Source organism: Duganella sp. SG902 (assembly GCF_013376005.1).
In the GTDB taxonomy this organism is placed as follows: Bacteria; Pseudomonadota; Gammaproteobacteria; order Burkholderiales; family Burkholderiaceae_D; genus Rugamonas.
This window is the reverse complement of the sequence record NZ_JABMJK010000011.1, coordinates 83,440-98,569: the sequence shown is the minus strand read 5'-3', so window position 1 is coordinate 98,569 and position 15,130 is coordinate 83,440. Positions and strand designations below refer to the sequence as shown.

Here is a 15,130-nt window from a genome sequence, read left to right as displayed (position 1 = left end):
TTTTGGAATCTTATGCTGATAGTGCTTTCCCCGGCAAAAAGTCTCGATCTGGAGACCCCGCCCACCACCAAGTTGCATACCCAACCGTCGTTTCTCGATCACTCCGAACTGCTGATCAACCGCCTGCGCGAGTTCACCCCGGCCGAACTGGGCGAGCTGATGGACTTGTCCGACAACCTGTCGGCGCTGAACGTGGCGCGCTATGCGTCGTGGAGCAAGGACACCAGCGAAGCGCGCCAGGCCGTGATGACCTTCAATGGCGACGTCTATGATGGGCTGGACGCCCGCACCCTCAAGCCGGCCCAGCTGGACTATGCGCAATCGCGCATCCGGATTTTGTCGGGGTTGTACGGCATGTTGCGTCCGCTGGACCTGATTCATCCGCACCGCTTGGAAATGGGCACCCGCCTGACTACGCCGCGCGGCAAGAACCTGTATGACTTCTGGGGCGACACCATTGCTCGTGCGCTCAATCAGACGGCGGGGGAGCAGGGGGCGGATACGCTGGTCAATCTGGCGTCCGAGGAATACTTCAAGTCGGTCAAGCCTAAGGCGCTGGGACTGCCGGTGATTACGCCGTTGTTCGAGGACTGGAAGAATGGCAAATACAAGATCATTTCGTTCTACGCCAAGCGCGCGCGCGGTCTGATGGCGCGCTACGCGGCGGTGAAAGGGATCACGAATCCGCACAAGCTGAAGAAATTCGACGTTGATGGCTACCGCTTCGTGCCGGACGCCTCGGACGAGAAAACCTGGATCTTCCGCCGCAAGCTGGAGGCCTAAGCACGTCATTCCGGCGAAAGCCGGAATCCATGCTGAGCTTGCGTTCTATGGGTTCCGGCTTTCGCCGGAACGACCCGGGGTTACATGCTGGCGTTGGAGCTCCAGAAGTTCCACCACTTGCGGCCAGCTTTCTTGCCCTCATCCAGGAACTTGGAGTTCGGGTAGTTCAGCTTGAAGACGCGCTCGGTATCGTTCTTCAACTCGGTCATGCCCAGCTTGTCATAGCTGCGGATCATGATGAACAGCGCCTCCTCGATAGCCGGCGTATCGCGGAAGTCATTCATGATGCCCATGGCGCGGTTGGCCGCCGCCAGGTAGGCGCCGCGACGGTAGTAGTAGCGCGCCACGTGAATCTCATACGACGCCATCGCATTCAGCAGATAACGCATGCGGGCCAGGGAATCCGGGGTATACTTACTCTCCGGGAACTTGGTCACCAGCTCCTTGAAGGCCGCATATGCTTCGCGCGTGGCTTTCGGGTCGCGCTCGGTGGCGTCCTGCTCGTAAATGAAGTTCAGGAAGCTGATCTGATCGTTGAAGTTGATCAGGCCGCGCAAGTAGTACATGTAATCGACGTTGGCGTGATTCGGGTGCAGCTTGATGAAGCGCTCAACCGCCGCCAGCGCCTGCGCCTGGTCCTGCGATTTGTAATACGCGTAAGCGATATTCATCTGCGCCTGCTGGGCGTAGGTGCCGAACGGATAGCTCGATTCCAGCTTTTCAAACAGCTGAATTGCGCGCTCGTAGTGCTGGCCTTCCAGTTCTTCGTTCGCCTCCGAGTATAATTTCGTAGCGCTCCAACCTTTTGTTTCGTCGGCTTTTTCAGAGAAAAGGCCACAACCGGACAAACCAAGCAGAACTACTGTTGCTGCGACTACCGATAATTTTTTTTGCATATCTTTTGCAAGAAACTGTTTAACCAAAGTTTTACGAGGCTAATTATAGCCGATAGGATTACCGTGATATTAAACGCAAAGCCGAATTTGGCCGAATCTTCCTCCGAACACGATGCCGACGCCGAACTGGCGCTCCACGATGACGATGACGACGGTCTGGCGCCCATCGAACTCGCACTGAGCCCCGAACATTGCGGCCAGCGCCTCGATAAAGTGATCTCCGGCCTGGTGCCGCAATTTTCCCGCGGCCGCCTGCAAACTTGGATTGCCGACGGTTTTGTCACGGTCGACGGTAAAACCGCCAAAAGCACCAAGGACACCGTCTACGGCGACGAGAAGATCGTCATTCTGCCCCAACCGGAGCCGGAAGACGAGGCTTTTAAGCCGGAACCGCTCGAACTTAACATTGTTTTTGAAGACGAGCACCTGATTGTCATTAATAAACCGGCCGGACTGGTGGTCCACCCGGGCGCCGGCAACTGGTCCGGCACGCTGCTGAACGGCCTGCTGCACCATTGCCCGCAGCTGAGCGGTGTGCCGCGCGCCGGCATCGTGCACCGCCTGGACAAGGATACCAGCGGCCTGATGGTGGTCGGCAAGACGCTGGCCGCCCAGACCGACCTGGTGCGCCAGCTGGCCGCGCGCACCGTCAAGCGCGAGTATTTCGCTTTGGTGTGGGGCACGCCGCGCATAAGCGGTACTATTGATGCTGCGATGGGACGCCACCCGCGCGACCGCGTCAAGATGGCGGTGTCGACCGGCATGGGCTCCAAGCCGGCCATCACCCATTATTCGCTGATCGCCAGCGGCAAGCTGGGCGAGGGCCGTCCCGTCAGTCTGGTGCAGTGCCGTCTTGAAACCGGCCGCACCCACCAGATCCGCGTGCACATGCAGTCGATCGGCTTCCCGCTGGTGGGCGACACGGTGTACGGCAAGCAGCATCTGGCCGACTATTTCCCGCGCCAGGCGCTGCAGGCGCGCCGCCTGGGGCTGGTGCATCCGGCCACCGGCGAAGCATGCGAGTGGCGGGTGCCGCTGGCGCAAGATTTTGCCGAACTGCTGGCCCGTGCCGGCATCGAGGAACCGGAACACATGTAATGTCGATACATCAGCAGTGGTTGATCCCGCACTGGCCGGGTTTGCCAGCAAACATCGGGGTGATGTCCACCACGCGGCGCGGCGGCGTGAGCCCGGCGCCGTATGACGATGGCATGGGCGGCGGCGGCCTCAACCTGGGGACCCACGTCGGCGACCAGCCGCACAACGTCGCGCGAAACCGCGACATTCTGCGCGCGCAGTTGCCAAACGAGCCGGTCTGGCTGTCGCAGGTGCATGGCACGGCGGTGGTTAACCTGGCCGAGGTGCGGGCGCAGCAGGTGCCGGAGGCCGACGCCTGCCTCACCACCATTCCCGGCAAGGTGTGCACCATCATGACGGCCGACTGCCTGCCGGTGCTGTTCTGCGACGAGGAGGGCAAGACCGTGGGCGCCGCCCATGCGGGCTGGCGCGGGCTGGCCTCCGGCGTGCTGGAAAACACGGTGGAAGCCATGCGCGCGGCCGGCGCCGGCGAGCTGATGGCGTGGATGGGGCCGGCCATCGGCCAGTACCAGTTCGAGGTGGGACCGGAGGTCAGGCAGGCTTTCCTGCAGGGCGCGCTTGACGCGTCCGGCGTGCGCCATGTGGAGGCCGCATTCAGCGCCATCGACGGCAAGCCGGGCAAGTTCCTGGCCGATATCTACGGCCTGGCGCGCTATCTGCTGCACCGCGCCGGCGTGCGGCAAGTGCATGGCGGCGAGTTCTGCACCGTATCCAACTCGGGCCGCTTCTATTCCTATCGCCGGGACGGCGTCACCGGCCGTCAGGCCACACTGATCTGGATCAAATGAGCTTACTGTGGCGGCGGCTGATCTTTCTGCAAGGCGGCCCGCCGCCGCGCTTTGCGCTTGCCGGTGCCGGCGATGTACATCAAGGTCCCCAGAGGCAGCACGCAGTAGAACAAAAACGTTACAATTCCCGCAACGACGGAGGTTTCCGTCAATGCCATCAGGCCGACGACATAGATCCAAGCAACCGCAACAATCAGCATTGTGTTTAACTCACTTTTAGGGAACCACAGATGAATATGCCAGATCCTCAAGCTTTTGCCAGTGCCTGGATGCAGTCCAATCCGCTGGCCGCCATGATGCAGGATGCGGGGTTGCATATCAAGCCGGAGGCGATGGAGCAGCTGAAAAACGATTATCTCAAGGACTTTGGCGCGTTGTGGCAGGAATTCATCAGCGGCAAGGCGCCGGCCATCAGCGACCGCCGCTTCAGCTCGGCCGCGTGGCAGGGGAATCCGATGTCGGCGTTTAACGCCGCCGCCTATCTGCTGAACGCCAAATTCCTGAACGCGATGGTGGAGACGGTGGAAGCCACTCCGCAGCAGAAGCAAAAGATCCGCTTCGCCGTGCAGCAGATCATCGACGCCATGTCGCCGGCCAATTTCCTGGCCACCAATCCGGAAGCGCAGCAGAAGCTGATCGAAACCAAGGGCGAGAGCCTGACCAAGGGCCTGGCCAATATGCTGGCCGACATGAACAAGGGCCATATCTCGCTGTCGGACGAATCGGCGTTCGAGGTCGGCCGCAACCTGGCCGTCACCGAGGGGACGGTGGTGTACGAGAACCCGCTGTTCCAGCTGATCCAGTACACGCCGAAAACCGCCACCGTCAACCAGGTGCCGCTGCTGATGGTGCCACCGTGCATCAACAAGTACTACATCCTGGATCTGCAGCCGGAAAACTCGCTGGTGCGCTACGCGGTGGAGCAGGGCAACACCGTGTTCCTGATTTCGTGGAGCAATCCGGACAAATCGCTGGCCGGCACCACCTGGGACGATTACGTGGAAAAAGGCGTGATCCAGGCCATCCGCGTGGCGCAGGACATCACCGGCGAGGACAAGCTGAACATGTTTGGCTTCTGCGTCGGCGGCACCATTGTGTCGACCGCGCTGGCGGTGCTGGCCGCGCGCGGCGAGCAGGTGGCCAACAGCCTGACCCTGCTCACCACTTTCCTCGATTTCCGCGACACCGGCGTGCTGGATGTGTTTGTCGACGAGGCGCAGGTGGCGATCCGCGAGCAGCAGCTCAAGGGCGGCGGCCTGATGCCGGGCCGCGACCTGGCCAGCACCTTCTCCAGCCTGCGCCCGAACGACCTGGTGTGGAATTACGTGCAGTCCAACTACCTCAAGGGCAACGATCCTGCCGCGTTCGACCTGCTGTTCTGGAACTCGGACAGCACCAACCTGCCGGGGCCGATGTTCTGCTGGTATCTGCGCAACACCTATCTTGAAAACAAGCTCAAGACCGGCAAATTGGTGGTGGCGGGCGAGAAGGTGGATCTGGGCAAGATCGATGTGCCGGCCTTCATCTACGGGTCGCGCGAGGACCACATCGTGCCTTGGCCGTCGGCCTTCGACTCGCTGGCCATCCTGAGCGGCAAGACACGCTTCGTGCTGGGCGCTTCCGGCCACATCGCCGGCGTGATCAACTCGCCGGTGAAGAACAAACGCAGCTACTGGATCAACGACAGCGGCAAGGCCAGGACGGCGCAGGCATGGTTCGACGGCGCCACCGAGAAGCCGGGCAGCTGGTGGCCGGAATGGTCGACCTTCCTGAACGACAACGGCGGCAAGAAGGTCAAGGCCAAGACCAAGCCCGGCAACAGCCGTTACACGCCGATCGAGCCGGCCCCGGGCCGATATGTTAAGGTAAAGGCAGATTAATTACGTTGTGGAAAAAGCCTTGGATTGTCTGGATGTAAAAATGGTTGCGTTGCAATAAAGGCCAAAAGTTATATCAGATTGTGCAAGACGGGCTTTTTCCCCTCTATAATAAGTAAAGTAGGCACGCGGGAAGCGGACTATCCGTTCGCTTCTTTCCGATTTTTAAGAGACATGCGCTGCGGCGCAATAAACGGACTTGTGATGAGTAGTGCGAAAAAAAACGCTGACCGCCTGATTAAAAAATATCCGAACCGTCGTCTGTACGACACGCAAACCAGCTCCTACATCACGTTGACCGACGTGAAGCAACTGGTGCTGGACAACGAAGAGTTCACGGTGGTTGACGCCAAGACCAATGAAGACCTGAGCCGCAGCATCCTGCTGCAGATCATTCTGGAAGAGGAAGCCAGCGGCGCGCCGATGTTCTCCAGCGACGTGCTGGCGCAGATCATCCGCTTCTACGGCCACGCCATGCAGGGCATGATGGGCTCGTACCTGGAAAAGAATGTCCAGGCCTTTACCGACATCCAGCGTAAGTTCACCAGCACCGCCGTCGGCGGCCAGCCGTTCAGCCCTGAGATGTGGACCCAGTTCATGAACGTCCAGGGCCCGATGATGCAGGGCATGATGAACAACTACATCGACCAGAGCAAGAGCCTGTTCGTGCAGATGCAGGAGCAGATGCAGAACCAGAGCAAGAACCTGTTCGGCACCTTCCCATTCGCGCCGGTCCCGCCGACGCCGACCGACAAGAAGTAATTTCACTACGTCATTCCGGCGCAGGCCGGAATCCATAGAACGCTGACCTTTTAGCGAAGCATGGATTCCGGCCTGCGCCGGAATGACGTTTCGGCGGCTCGTTTCTGTAGCCAGATTACAAAATCCCCACAAACTCGTTGACACCCCAAATTCTTCGGTAGTACTATCGACAACATCTTGTGGAAGCGCTTCCACTAAAAACTAAAACCAAGGAGATGTTGTGGTAGAGCAGATGTTTTCGCCGCCGGCCGATTCGGTCCTGTGGAACAAGGATTTCCTGATCGGCGCGGCCACCGCCGCCTACCAGATCGAAGGCGCCATTCACGAAGACGGCCGCCTGCCGTCGATCTGGGACACGTTCTCCGCCACGCCGGGCAAGACGCTGGCCGGCGACACCGGCGAATTCGCCTGCGACCATTACCACCGCTGGGAAGAGGACGTCGAGCTGCTGGCGTCGTTGAACGTGGGCGCCTACCGCCTGTCGATCGCCTGGCCGCGCGTGATGACCATCGATGGCCAGCCCAACCAGAAGGGCATCGCCTTCTACCGCAAGCTGCTGAAGGCCTTGCGCGCCAAGGGCCTGAAAACCTACGTCACCCTGTACCACTGGGACCTGCCGCAGCCCCTGGAAGACAAGGGCGGCTGGGTCAATCGCGACACCGCCTACAAGTTCGCCGAATACGCCGACATGATCAGCAAGGAGCTCAAAGGCCTGGTCGACGCGTGGGCCACGCTGAACGAGCCATGGTGCTCGGCCATGCACGGCTACGGCACCGGCCACCACGCGCCGGGCAAGCAGGACGTGGTGTTCGCGACGCAGGCCATGCACCACCTCTTGCTGGGCCACGGCCTGGCGGTCAGGCATCTGCGCGCCAACGATCCATCGGCGCAGGTGGGCATCGTCGCCAACGTGGGACGCGGCACCAGCACCGACACCAGCGCCGCCGGCCAGCGGGCCGCGTGGCTGTTCGAACTGCAGCACAATAACTGGGTGCTCGACCCGCTGCTGAAGAAGTCCTATCCATCGGCGCTGTGGGAACTGTGGCCGGGCGCCGAGCCGACCATTCTGAATGGCGACATGGACATTATCGGCGCGCCGCTCGATTTTTTAGGCATTAACTACTACTTCCGCACCAATGTGGTCAGCGACGGCAAGCATGGCTACACCGAGGTTGATCTGGAGGGCGTGGAGCGCACCCAGATGGGGTGGGAAGTGTATCCGTACGGCCTGCGCCACCTGCTGGTGGGCTTCCATTGTGATTACCCGAACCTGCCACCGATCTACATCACCGAGAATGGCATGGCCACCGACGACGTAGTGGTGAACGGCGAAGTGCATGACCACCAGCGCATCTCCTTCCTCAACCGCCACCTGGAGGCGGTCAATCAGGCGGTGAAGGCGGGCGTCGACGTGCGCGGTTACTTTATCTGGTCGCTGATGGACAATTTCGAATGGGCCTTTGGTTATGAGCGCCGTTTCGGTATCATCCATGTCGATTACGCCACGCAGAAGCGTACGCTGAAACAGAGTGCAAAACTGGTGACACAGTTTTTGGCAGAGCGATCCGCCCAAAATTAAGCCACACGAATAGAATGGGGCGCTTCGACGCCCTCAAGGGAGACAAACAGTATGGTCAAGGCCTCAAAACTGGCCGGCGCGCTCGCGCTGGCACTGGCAGGGAGCGGCGCCGCGCATGCGCAAGCGCCGTTGAAAGCCACCGTGATTCACTGGTGGACCTCGGGCGGCGAATCGGCCGCCGTCAAGCAGTTTGCGGAAGCGTATAACAAGGCCGGCGGCCAGTGGGTCGACCAGGCCATCGCCGGCGCCGATCAATCGCGCGCCACCACCATCAACCGCATCGTCGGCGGCAACGCGCCGACCGCCGCGCAGTTCAACACCTCCAAGCAGTTCCGCGATTTCGTCGAGCAGGGCTTGCTGAATAACGTCGACGACGTGGCGATCGCCGGCAAGTGGGACCAGATCATGCCACCGTCGATCCTGCAGGCGATCAAGATCAATGGCCACTTCTATGCCGCGCCGGTGGACATCCACATGCCGGCCTGGTTCTTCTACTCCAAGGCCGCGTATAAAAAAGCCGGCATCACCAACGAGCCGCAGACGTGGGAAGAATTCCTGGCGCAGCTGGCCAAGCTGAAAGCCGCAGGCGTGGTGCCGCTGGCCTTCGGAGGCCAGGTGTGGCAGGAGAAGATCACCTTCGACGCCATCTTCGCCATGGTGGGCGGCGCGGACCTGTACTTGAAGGTCTATCGTGACCGCGACCAGAAGGCCGTGATGTCGCCGCAGTTCAAACAAGTGCTGGTCGAGTTCAAAAAGCTGAAAGGCTTCGTCGATGCCGGCTCGCCGGGCCGCAACTGGAACGACGCCACCGCCATGGTCGTACAAGGCAAGGCCGGCGTGCAAATCATGGGCGACTGGGCCAAGGGCGAATTCGCCGCCGCCAAACAGGTGGCGGGCAAAGACTTCGGCTGCTATCCGGGCTTCGGTCCGAAAGCGCCATACATCGTCGCCGGCGACGCCTTCGTGTTCCCGAAAACGAACGACGCCAACGCCGTCAAGGCGCAAAAACTTTTGGCCAATGTGGTAACGTCTCCATCGGCACAGGTGGCGTTCGCCGCGCGTAAAGGCGCGATCCCGATTCGCGGCGACGTGGATGAATCGCAGCTCGACCTGTGTGCCAAGCTTGGCCTGTCCATCATGAAGGACAAGTCGCGCCAGCTGCCCAACACCGAAATGCTGGCCACCCCGGACACCACCGGCGCGCTGCAGGATGTACTGACCAGCTACTGGAACAAGAACCAGTCCGCGGACGATGCGCAAAAAGCCTTCGCCCGCGCCATTAAAGGCGAATAAGGCATGGTGACGAAACGCCAGAACGTTTCAATCGCGGCTTACATCGCCATCCTGCCGATGGCGCTGACCGTACTGCTGGCCTACCTCGGCACCATGCTGTGGACGGCCCGCGTATCGGTTAGCAGCTCGCGCACTTTCCCGGCCAGCGATTTCGTTGGCGCGTCGCAGTACATCCGCCTGTTCAACAACGAGCGCTGGCTGCTGTCGCTGCAAAACGTGGCGGTGTATGGCGTGCTGTTCATCGCCTTGTGCCTGATCATCGGCTTCCTGCTGGCGGTGTTCATCGACCAGAAGGTGATGGCGGAGGGCGCGCTGCGCACCGTGTTCCTGTATCCGTATGCGATGTCGTTCGTGGCGACGGGCCTGATCTGGCAGTGGATCCTGAATCCGGAGCTGGGCATCCAGGAAGTGCTGCACAAGCTTGGGTGGACCACCGCGCAATTCGACTGGATCGTCGATCAGGACATGGCCATCTACACCATCGTGATCGCCACCGTGTGGCAGGCGTCCGGGCTGGTGATGGCGCTGATGCTGTCCGGCCTGCGCGGCGTGGATGAGGAAATCTGGAAGGCCGCCCGCATCGACGGCATCCCGCGCTGGCGCGTGTACGTCAGCATCGTGCTGCCGATGCTGGGGCCATCGGTATCCACGGCCTTTGTGCTGCTGTTTGTGATGGTGGTGAAGGTATTCGACGCCGTGGTGGCGATGACGCAGGGCGGTCCGGGCACGGCCAGCGAAGTGCCGGCCAAATTCATCATGGATTATCTGTTCGGCCGCGCCAACATCGGGCTGGCTTCCGCTGCTTCGATCGTGCTGTTGCTGACCGTGCTGGCCATCGTCGCGCCGCTGTACTTCGTGCGCAATCGCCGCGCCGCATTGGGGGCATGATGGGACAAGTTGTGAAACTCGATAAAACCGCTGATGCCGCGCGCGCCGCGGAGCAGGCCCGCCTGGCCGCCGCCAACGACGCCAGCATCCCGACGCCGCGCCCGCGCCGCAAGCTGGCCTGGACGCCGGCCCGCGTCGGCGTGTATGGTTTCCTGATCGTCGCGGCGCTGTTCTTCCTGCTGCCGCTGTACGTGATGCTGGTGACCTCGGTGAAGCCGATGGAAGAGATCCGGCTCGGCATGTTGTTCGCGCTGCCGCGGCACTTCACGCTGGAGCCTTGGGCGCAGGCCTGGTCCTCGGCTTGCACCGGTTTGGAATGCAACGGCATCAAGGGCGGCTTCTGGAACTCGGTCGCCATCGTGGTGCCGAGTACCATCCTGTCGATCGCCATCGGCGCGGTGAATGGCTATGCGCTGTCGTTCTGGCGTCCGCGCGGCGCGGGATTCTTGTTCGCCATCCTGATGATGGGCGCCTTCATTCCGGTGCAGGTGATGATCTATCCGCTGGTGCGCGTGCTGGCGTCGGTGAATTTGTTTAGCTCCCTGCCGGGGATTATCCTGATCCACACCATCTTCGGCATGCCGGTGATGACGCTGTTGTTCCGCAATTACTACGCGGCGCTGCCGCTGGAATTGTTCAAGGCGGCGCGCATCGACGGCGGCGGGTTCTGGAGAATTTTCCTGCAACTGATGCTGCCGATGTCGACGCCGGTGATCGTGGTCGCGGTCATCATGCAGGTCACCGGCATCTGGAACGACTTCCTGCTGGGGCTAGTGTTCGCGGGTTCCGAGCACCTGCCGATGACGGTCCAGCTGAACAACATCATCAACACCACCACCGGCGAGCGCCTGTACAACGTGAACATGGCGGCGACGATACTGACGTCCATCGTGCCGCTGGCGCTCTACTTTATTTCCGGCCGCTGGTTCGTGCGCGGCATCGCATCTGGCGCAGTGAAGGGTTAAACATGTCTAACGTAGCTATTCGTAATTTGCAGATTCAGTTGGGCGGCAACAAGGTGATTGAATCGCTCAACCTCGACGTGAACGCGGGGGAGTTCGTGGTGCTGCTTGGCCCTTCGGGCTGCGGCAAATCGACCCTGCTGCACAGCATCGCGGGGCTGATCGACACCAGCGCCGGCCAGATTGAAATCGGCGGCAAGGACATGACCTGGGCCGATCCCAAGGATCGCGGCATCGCGCTGGTGTTCCAGTCATACGCGCTGTACCCGACCATGAACGTGGAAGCGAACATGTCGTTCGGCCTGCGCATCAACGGCACGCCGAAGGCGGAGATAGCGCGCCGCGTCACGCGCGCCTCCGACATGCTGCAACTGGGGCCGCTGCTGAAGCGCAAGCCGGCCAACCTGTCGGGCGGGCAGCGGCAGCGGGTGGCGATCGGCCGCGCCATCGTGCGTGAGGCCGACGTGATGCTGTTTGACGAACCGCTGTCCAACCTCGACGCCAAGCTGCGTACCGAATTGCGGCGCGAGCTGAAACAACTGCACAAGCAGCTGGGCGCCACCATGATCTACGTCACCCACGACCAGGTCGAGGCGATGACGCTGGCGCAGCGCATGGCCGTGATGAAGGGCGGCGTGGTGCAGCAGTTCGACACGCCGGACGTCATCTACAACACGCCGGCCAACCTGTTCGTCGCCACCTTCCTGGGATCGCCGGGCATGAACCTGTTCAAAGGCACGCTGGAGCAGCGGGGCGAGCGCACGCTGTTCAGCAACGAGCACCTGTCGGTCGACGTGAGCGGCTATCCATTCAAGGCGCCGCTGAACGGCGGGCACGCGTGCGTGCTGGGCGTGCGGCCGGAGGACATCGACGTCGGGCATGGCGACGGCGTCGGTCAGGCGGTGCGCGCATCGGTCTCGCTGATCGAGGCCATGGGCGCGCATCGCGTGGTGTGGCTGGACTTCCACGGCACGCAGGTCGCGGGCATCGTGCAGGACCAGCAGCTGATCGAACCCGAGAAGGACATCAGCTTCTCGATCCGTACCAATCGTATTTCCCTGTTTGACGGAGCCAGCGAACAGCGGCTCTGAAAAACTCCGGGGTCAGGTCCTCCATTTCTACACGGCCTCTGCCGTAGGCCCGCCTACGGCAGAGGCCGTGTAGAAATGGAGGACCTGACCCCGGATTTCCCGTAGTTTGATTAACACCGGGTCTGCCGCGGTATGGCCCGACGCCTTCGTGCGTCTTGTGGTGGAACCGGTTCCACTTGGAAGAAACGAGGAGACATCAATGAAAAAAACGATTTTGGCTCTCAGTATTGCGCAGATCGCGCTGGCCTTCGGCGCGGCCCACGCGCAGCAGACGGCGGCCGAGGCGCCGGCCGCCAGCGAGAATATGGAGAAGATCGTCGTCACGGCCACCCGCCGCGATACGCTGGTGCAGGACACGCCGCTGGCCATCACCGCCTATACCCAGGACACGCTGGCCAACCACCAGGTCAAGGATCTGGCCACCATGACGGCCATGGTGCCCAGCCTGGTGGTGGAGCCGCATAGTGACTCGGGCGGCGTGCACGTTTACATGCGCGGCGTCGGTTCGGCCAACCACACCGAGCTGGGCGACCCGGCGGTGGCGTTCTATGTGGACGGCATCTACGTGCCGCGTCCACAGGGCGCGACGGCGCTGATGTATGACCTGAACCACGTCGAGGTGGCGCGCGGCCCGCAAGGGACGCTGAACGGCCGCAACTCGACCGCCGGCGCGGTCAACCTGGTGTCCGGCGCGCCCAGCACGCAAAAGGTGTTCGGCTCGGCCAGCGTGACCGTGGGCGACTATCACCGCCTGCAAACGCAAGCCATGATCAATATTCCGCTCAGCGACGATATCGCGCTGCGCATCGCCGCCATCAAGGACCAGCATGACGGCTATGTCGATTTCCGCAAGGGTTCCAATGTCATGCCGGGTGCGCAGAAGTACGGCGCCGGCAACCAGCAGGGCGCGCGCGCTTCGCTGCTGTGGAAGTTCACACCGGACCTGAAGGTCACCTTCATCGCCGACTATTACGCCGATACCGGCGCTGGTAACATCTACCTATCGGCTGAGCCCAAGCCGGGCCAGAATCTGCGCTCCGCGCTGATCGATACGCCGGGGACGCTGGATCAATCCATCATCACCGCCAAGACCAAGGTCCAATGGCGCCCGATCGAAGGCATCGAGGCGCAGTACCTCGGCGCGTGGAGCCGCCTGAAACGCAGCAACGCCAGCGACGCCGACGCCGGCTTCTATCCTGGCTTTAAGGCGGAGAACCGCACCGAATGGGGGCAGTTCGACAGCGTCTCGAACGAGCTGCAACTGCGCTCGGATTCGGAAGCGCCACTGCAATGGGTGGGCGGCCTGTTCTTCTTCCGCGAGAAAAACAAGATCCGTTTCGACATCGATCGCAGCCAGATTTCGGAGGAGATGCTGGCGCAGGACATCGCCAACGGCAGCGTGATCTTCGTGCAGCCGACCGTCGGCCAGTACGCCTCGGCCATGTCCTTCATCCAAGGTAACCGCCAACTGCATTCCAAGGCCGCCTTTGCGCAGGCCAGCTATGAGCTGGACCCGGTGTGGAAGCTGACCGCCGGCGCGCGCTATACCAAGGATCACAAGTACGATATCGGTGGCCAGAATTGGGCTTGCCCGAACTGGCCGGACAACGCACCACGCGGCGCCACGCTGACGCCGAACCAGATCGCGCAGCTGGTCACGCCAGGCACCGGCACCATTAACACCCACAACATCGGCCCGGGCGGCGTGGTAAATCAGTCCACCTGCGGCAATACCTACGGCGACAACACCGCCGATCTGGCCTATGGCCAAGCGACGTGGCTGGGCCGGGTGGAGTACAAGGTGTCGAAGGACATCCTGACCTTCGCCTCGGTGACCACCGGCTTCCACTCGCCGGCGATCGGCGACGGCGGCGCCACCACCAAGCCTGAAAAGCTGACCAGCTATGAATTCGGCTTCAAGTCGGATCTGCTGGACCGCCAGCTGTCGCTGAACATCGACGCCTTCTGGATGAAGTACAAGGACAAGCTGGAGTCGCAGGTGGTCAACAACACGCTGCAGAACTTTAACGCCGCCGGTGCCTCTGTCAAAGGAATCGAGGCCGAATGGGCGTGGCGTCCGACCAGCGTCGATCGCTTCAGCGGCAACGCCACTTGGTTGAAGGCGCGCTATGACGACTTCCTGTCCTGCGACGTGGACGCGGCACGCGCCAACGGCCAGTCCTGCGGCACCACCGCGCCAACCGTCAACGTCGGCGGCAGCGTGCTGAAACACGCGCCGACCTTCGCCACCACGCTGATGTACGAACATGACTTCGACACCGGCAAGGGCCGCATCACGCCGCGCATTTCGGCGCACCACGAGACCGAATCCTTCATCGGTTCCGGCGCGTTTGCGAACGACGTGCCAGGCCATCCCGGCGTGAAGATGCAGGCGGCGTACACCACGCTGGACCTGAGCGTGCGCTACGAGCCGCGCGGCAAGGCTTACACGGCCGAGCTGTTCGTCAATAACGCCACCGACAAGGAAGTGAAGTACGACGCCATCGAGGTGTGCACTCAAGTTGGCGCTCCATGCCAGCCGAAGCAGCAGATCTGGGCGGCGTATTACAACAATCCGCGTACCGTGGGCGCGCGCGTGTCGATGAAGTTTTAAAGCGTAGTAGTAGGGGGTAGTGGTCTTTTCGGCTGGCGGCTCCCCACGCCAGCCGTTTTTTTGACTAGGCCCGGCCAAGCACCGCGGCGGCCTTCATCAGTTCATCGATCAGCGCCAGCGAGCTTTCGCCGCTCAGCGTGTAGGGATCGAACTCCGGCAGTGCGGAGTAGCGCAACACGGTGCCGGGATTGAGCTTATCCAGATTGGTTTGCCCCATGGTCCAGCCAGCGTAGCGGCGTTCGTTGATTTCCTCATAGTGCAGCAATGTGATGTCGCTGTGGCGCGGATCGGCCATGATGCGCGCGTACAGGCGGTTCACTTGTTCGCGCCCACCTTCCAGCACTTGCAGGAACAGGCGCTCGCTGTGGCACAACACGCCGGTGATGCCGGCCGACGGGTTGTGCCTGCGCGACTGCTGGAGGATGGCATTGACGGTGGCGTTGTCGGTCGGCGCGGCGGCGCGGCTGGCGTACAGCAATCGGACTAGCATGGCGTCTCC

14 protein-coding genes are annotated in these 15,130 nt (G+C 61.7%); 11 read left to right on the top strand and 3 right to left on the bottom strand.

Annotation, left to right across the window (positions count from 1 at the left end):
• Positions 1–12 precede the first annotated feature (12 nt).
• Positions 13–783: a peroxide stress protein YaaA gene (gene yaaA / locus FHW83_RS21715; RefSeq protein WP_176648442.1), complete on the top strand. Its 771-nt coding sequence runs from the start codon at positions 13–15 to the stop codon at positions 781–783.
• Positions 784–863: 80 nt separating this feature from the next.
• Here the strand turns inward: yaaA and FHW83_RS21710 are convergent, their stop codons facing one another.
• Positions 864–1,679 (bottom strand): outer membrane protein assembly factor BamD, encoded by an 816-nt coding sequence (locus FHW83_RS21710; RefSeq protein WP_176648441.1) that lies wholly within the window; start codon positions 1,677–1,679, stop codon positions 864–866.
• Between the two features lie 87 nt (positions 1,680–1,766).
• Between FHW83_RS21710 and FHW83_RS21705 the strand changes: the two genes are divergently transcribed.
• Complete coding sequence (locus FHW83_RS21705; RefSeq protein ID WP_218106391.1) at positions 1,767–2,777, top strand: RluA family pseudouridine synthase; 1,011 nt, start codon at positions 1,767–1,769, stop codon at positions 2,775–2,777.
• Positions 2,777–3,565: a peptidoglycan editing factor PgeF gene (pgeF, locus tag FHW83_RS21700; protein WP_176648439.1), complete on the top strand. Its 789-nt coding sequence runs from the start codon at positions 2,777–2,779 to the stop codon at positions 3,563–3,565. The genes FHW83_RS21705 and pgeF overlap by 1 nt, the downstream gene beginning before the upstream one ends.
• Positions 3,566–3,567: 2 nt before the next feature.
• Here pgeF and FHW83_RS21695 read toward each other — a convergent pair whose 3' ends face one another.
• Positions 3,568–3,765: a hypothetical protein gene (locus tag FHW83_RS21695; RefSeq protein WP_176648438.1), complete on the bottom strand. Its 198-nt coding sequence runs from the start codon at positions 3,763–3,765 to the stop codon at positions 3,568–3,570.
• Positions 3,766–3,795: 30 nt separating this feature from the next.
• Here FHW83_RS21695 and phaC point away from each other — a divergent pair, with 30 nt between their 5' ends.
• From phaC to FHW83_RS21655, 8 genes are all read left to right on the top strand, one after another.
• On the top strand, positions 3,796–5,445 hold the full coding sequence (gene phaC, locus FHW83_RS21690) for a class I poly(R)-hydroxyalkanoic acid synthase (RefSeq protein WP_176648437.1): 1,650 nt from the start codon (positions 3,796–3,798) through the stop codon (positions 5,443–5,445).
• Between the two features lie 201 nt (positions 5,446–5,646).
• Complete coding sequence (gene phaR, locus FHW83_RS21685) at positions 5,647–6,204, top strand: polyhydroxyalkanoate synthesis repressor PhaR (RefSeq protein WP_176648436.1); 558 nt, start codon at positions 5,647–5,649, stop codon at positions 6,202–6,204.
• Positions 6,205–6,436: 232 nt separating this feature from the next.
• Positions 6,437–7,783, top strand: coding sequence for a GH1 family beta-glucosidase (locus FHW83_RS21680; protein ID WP_176648562.1), 1,347 nt, complete (start codon positions 6,437–6,439; stop codon positions 7,781–7,783).
• A 51-nt stretch (positions 7,784–7,834) separates the two neighbouring features.
• Positions 7,835–9,076: an ABC transporter substrate-binding protein gene (locus tag FHW83_RS21675; protein ID WP_176648435.1), complete on the top strand. Its 1,242-nt coding sequence runs from the start codon at positions 7,835–7,837 to the stop codon at positions 9,074–9,076.
• A gap of 3 nt (positions 9,077–9,079) precedes the next feature.
• Complete coding sequence (locus FHW83_RS21670; RefSeq protein WP_176648434.1) at positions 9,080–9,964, top strand: carbohydrate ABC transporter permease; 885 nt, start codon at positions 9,080–9,082, stop codon at positions 9,962–9,964.
• An 86-nt stretch (positions 9,965–10,050) separates the two neighbouring features.
• Entirely contained in the window at positions 10,051–10,929 is an 879-nt protein-coding gene (locus tag FHW83_RS21665) for a carbohydrate ABC transporter permease (protein ID WP_373997249.1), read from the top strand.
• 2 nt (positions 10,930–10,931) lie between these two features.
• Positions 10,932–12,017 carry an ABC transporter ATP-binding protein gene (locus FHW83_RS21660; RefSeq protein WP_176648433.1) on the top strand — a complete coding sequence of 362 codons (1,086 nt, stop codon included), beginning with the start codon at positions 10,932–10,934 and terminating at the stop codon, positions 12,015–12,017.
• A 199-nt stretch (positions 12,018–12,216) separates the two neighbouring features.
• Complete coding sequence (locus FHW83_RS21655; protein ID WP_176648432.1) at positions 12,217–14,631, top strand: TonB-dependent receptor; 2,415 nt, start codon at positions 12,217–12,219, stop codon at positions 14,629–14,631.
• Between the two features lie 64 nt (positions 14,632–14,695).
• Here FHW83_RS21655 and FHW83_RS21650 read toward each other — a convergent pair whose 3' ends face one another.
• Complete coding sequence (locus FHW83_RS21650; protein WP_176648431.1) at positions 14,696–15,121, bottom strand: BLUF domain-containing protein; 426 nt, start codon at positions 15,119–15,121, stop codon at positions 14,696–14,698.
• Between the last annotated feature and the right edge of the window lie 9 nt (positions 15,122–15,130).

Coding starts and splice junctions, on each gene's coding strand:
- yaaA (WP_176648442.1), top strand. CDS start 13: ATGCTGATAGTGCTTTCCCCGGCAAAAAGTCTCGATCTGGAGACCCCG.
- FHW83_RS21710 (WP_176648441.1), bottom strand. CDS start 1,679: ATGCAAAAAAAATTATCGGTAGTCGCAGCAACAGTAGTTCTGCTTGGT.
- pgeF (WP_176648439.1), top strand. CDS start 2,777: ATGTCGATACATCAGCAGTGGTTGATCCCGCACTGGCCGGGTTTGCCA.
- FHW83_RS21695 (WP_176648438.1), bottom strand. CDS start 3,765: ATGCTGATTGTTGCGGTTGCTTGGATCTATGTCGTCGGCCTGATGGCA.
- phaC (WP_176648437.1), top strand. CDS start 3,796: ATGAATATGCCAGATCCTCAAGCTTTTGCCAGTGCCTGGATGCAGTCC.
- phaR (WP_176648436.1), top strand. CDS start 5,647: ATGAGTAGTGCGAAAAAAAACGCTGACCGCCTGATTAAAAAATATCCG.
- FHW83_RS21680 (WP_176648562.1), top strand. CDS start 6,437: ATGTTTTCGCCGCCGGCCGATTCGGTCCTGTGGAACAAGGATTTCCTG.
- FHW83_RS21675 (WP_176648435.1), top strand. CDS start 7,835: ATGGTCAAGGCCTCAAAACTGGCCGGCGCGCTCGCGCTGGCACTGGCA.
- FHW83_RS21670 (WP_176648434.1), top strand. CDS start 9,080: ATGGTGACGAAACGCCAGAACGTTTCAATCGCGGCTTACATCGCCATC.
- FHW83_RS21660 (WP_176648433.1), top strand. CDS start 10,932: ATGTCTAACGTAGCTATTCGTAATTTGCAGATTCAGTTGGGCGGCAAC.
- FHW83_RS21655 (WP_176648432.1), top strand. CDS start 12,217: ATGAAAAAAACGATTTTGGCTCTCAGTATTGCGCAGATCGCGCTGGCC.
- FHW83_RS21650 (WP_176648431.1), bottom strand. CDS start 15,121: ATGCTAGTCCGATTGCTGTACGCCAGCCGCGCCGCCGCGCCGACCGAC.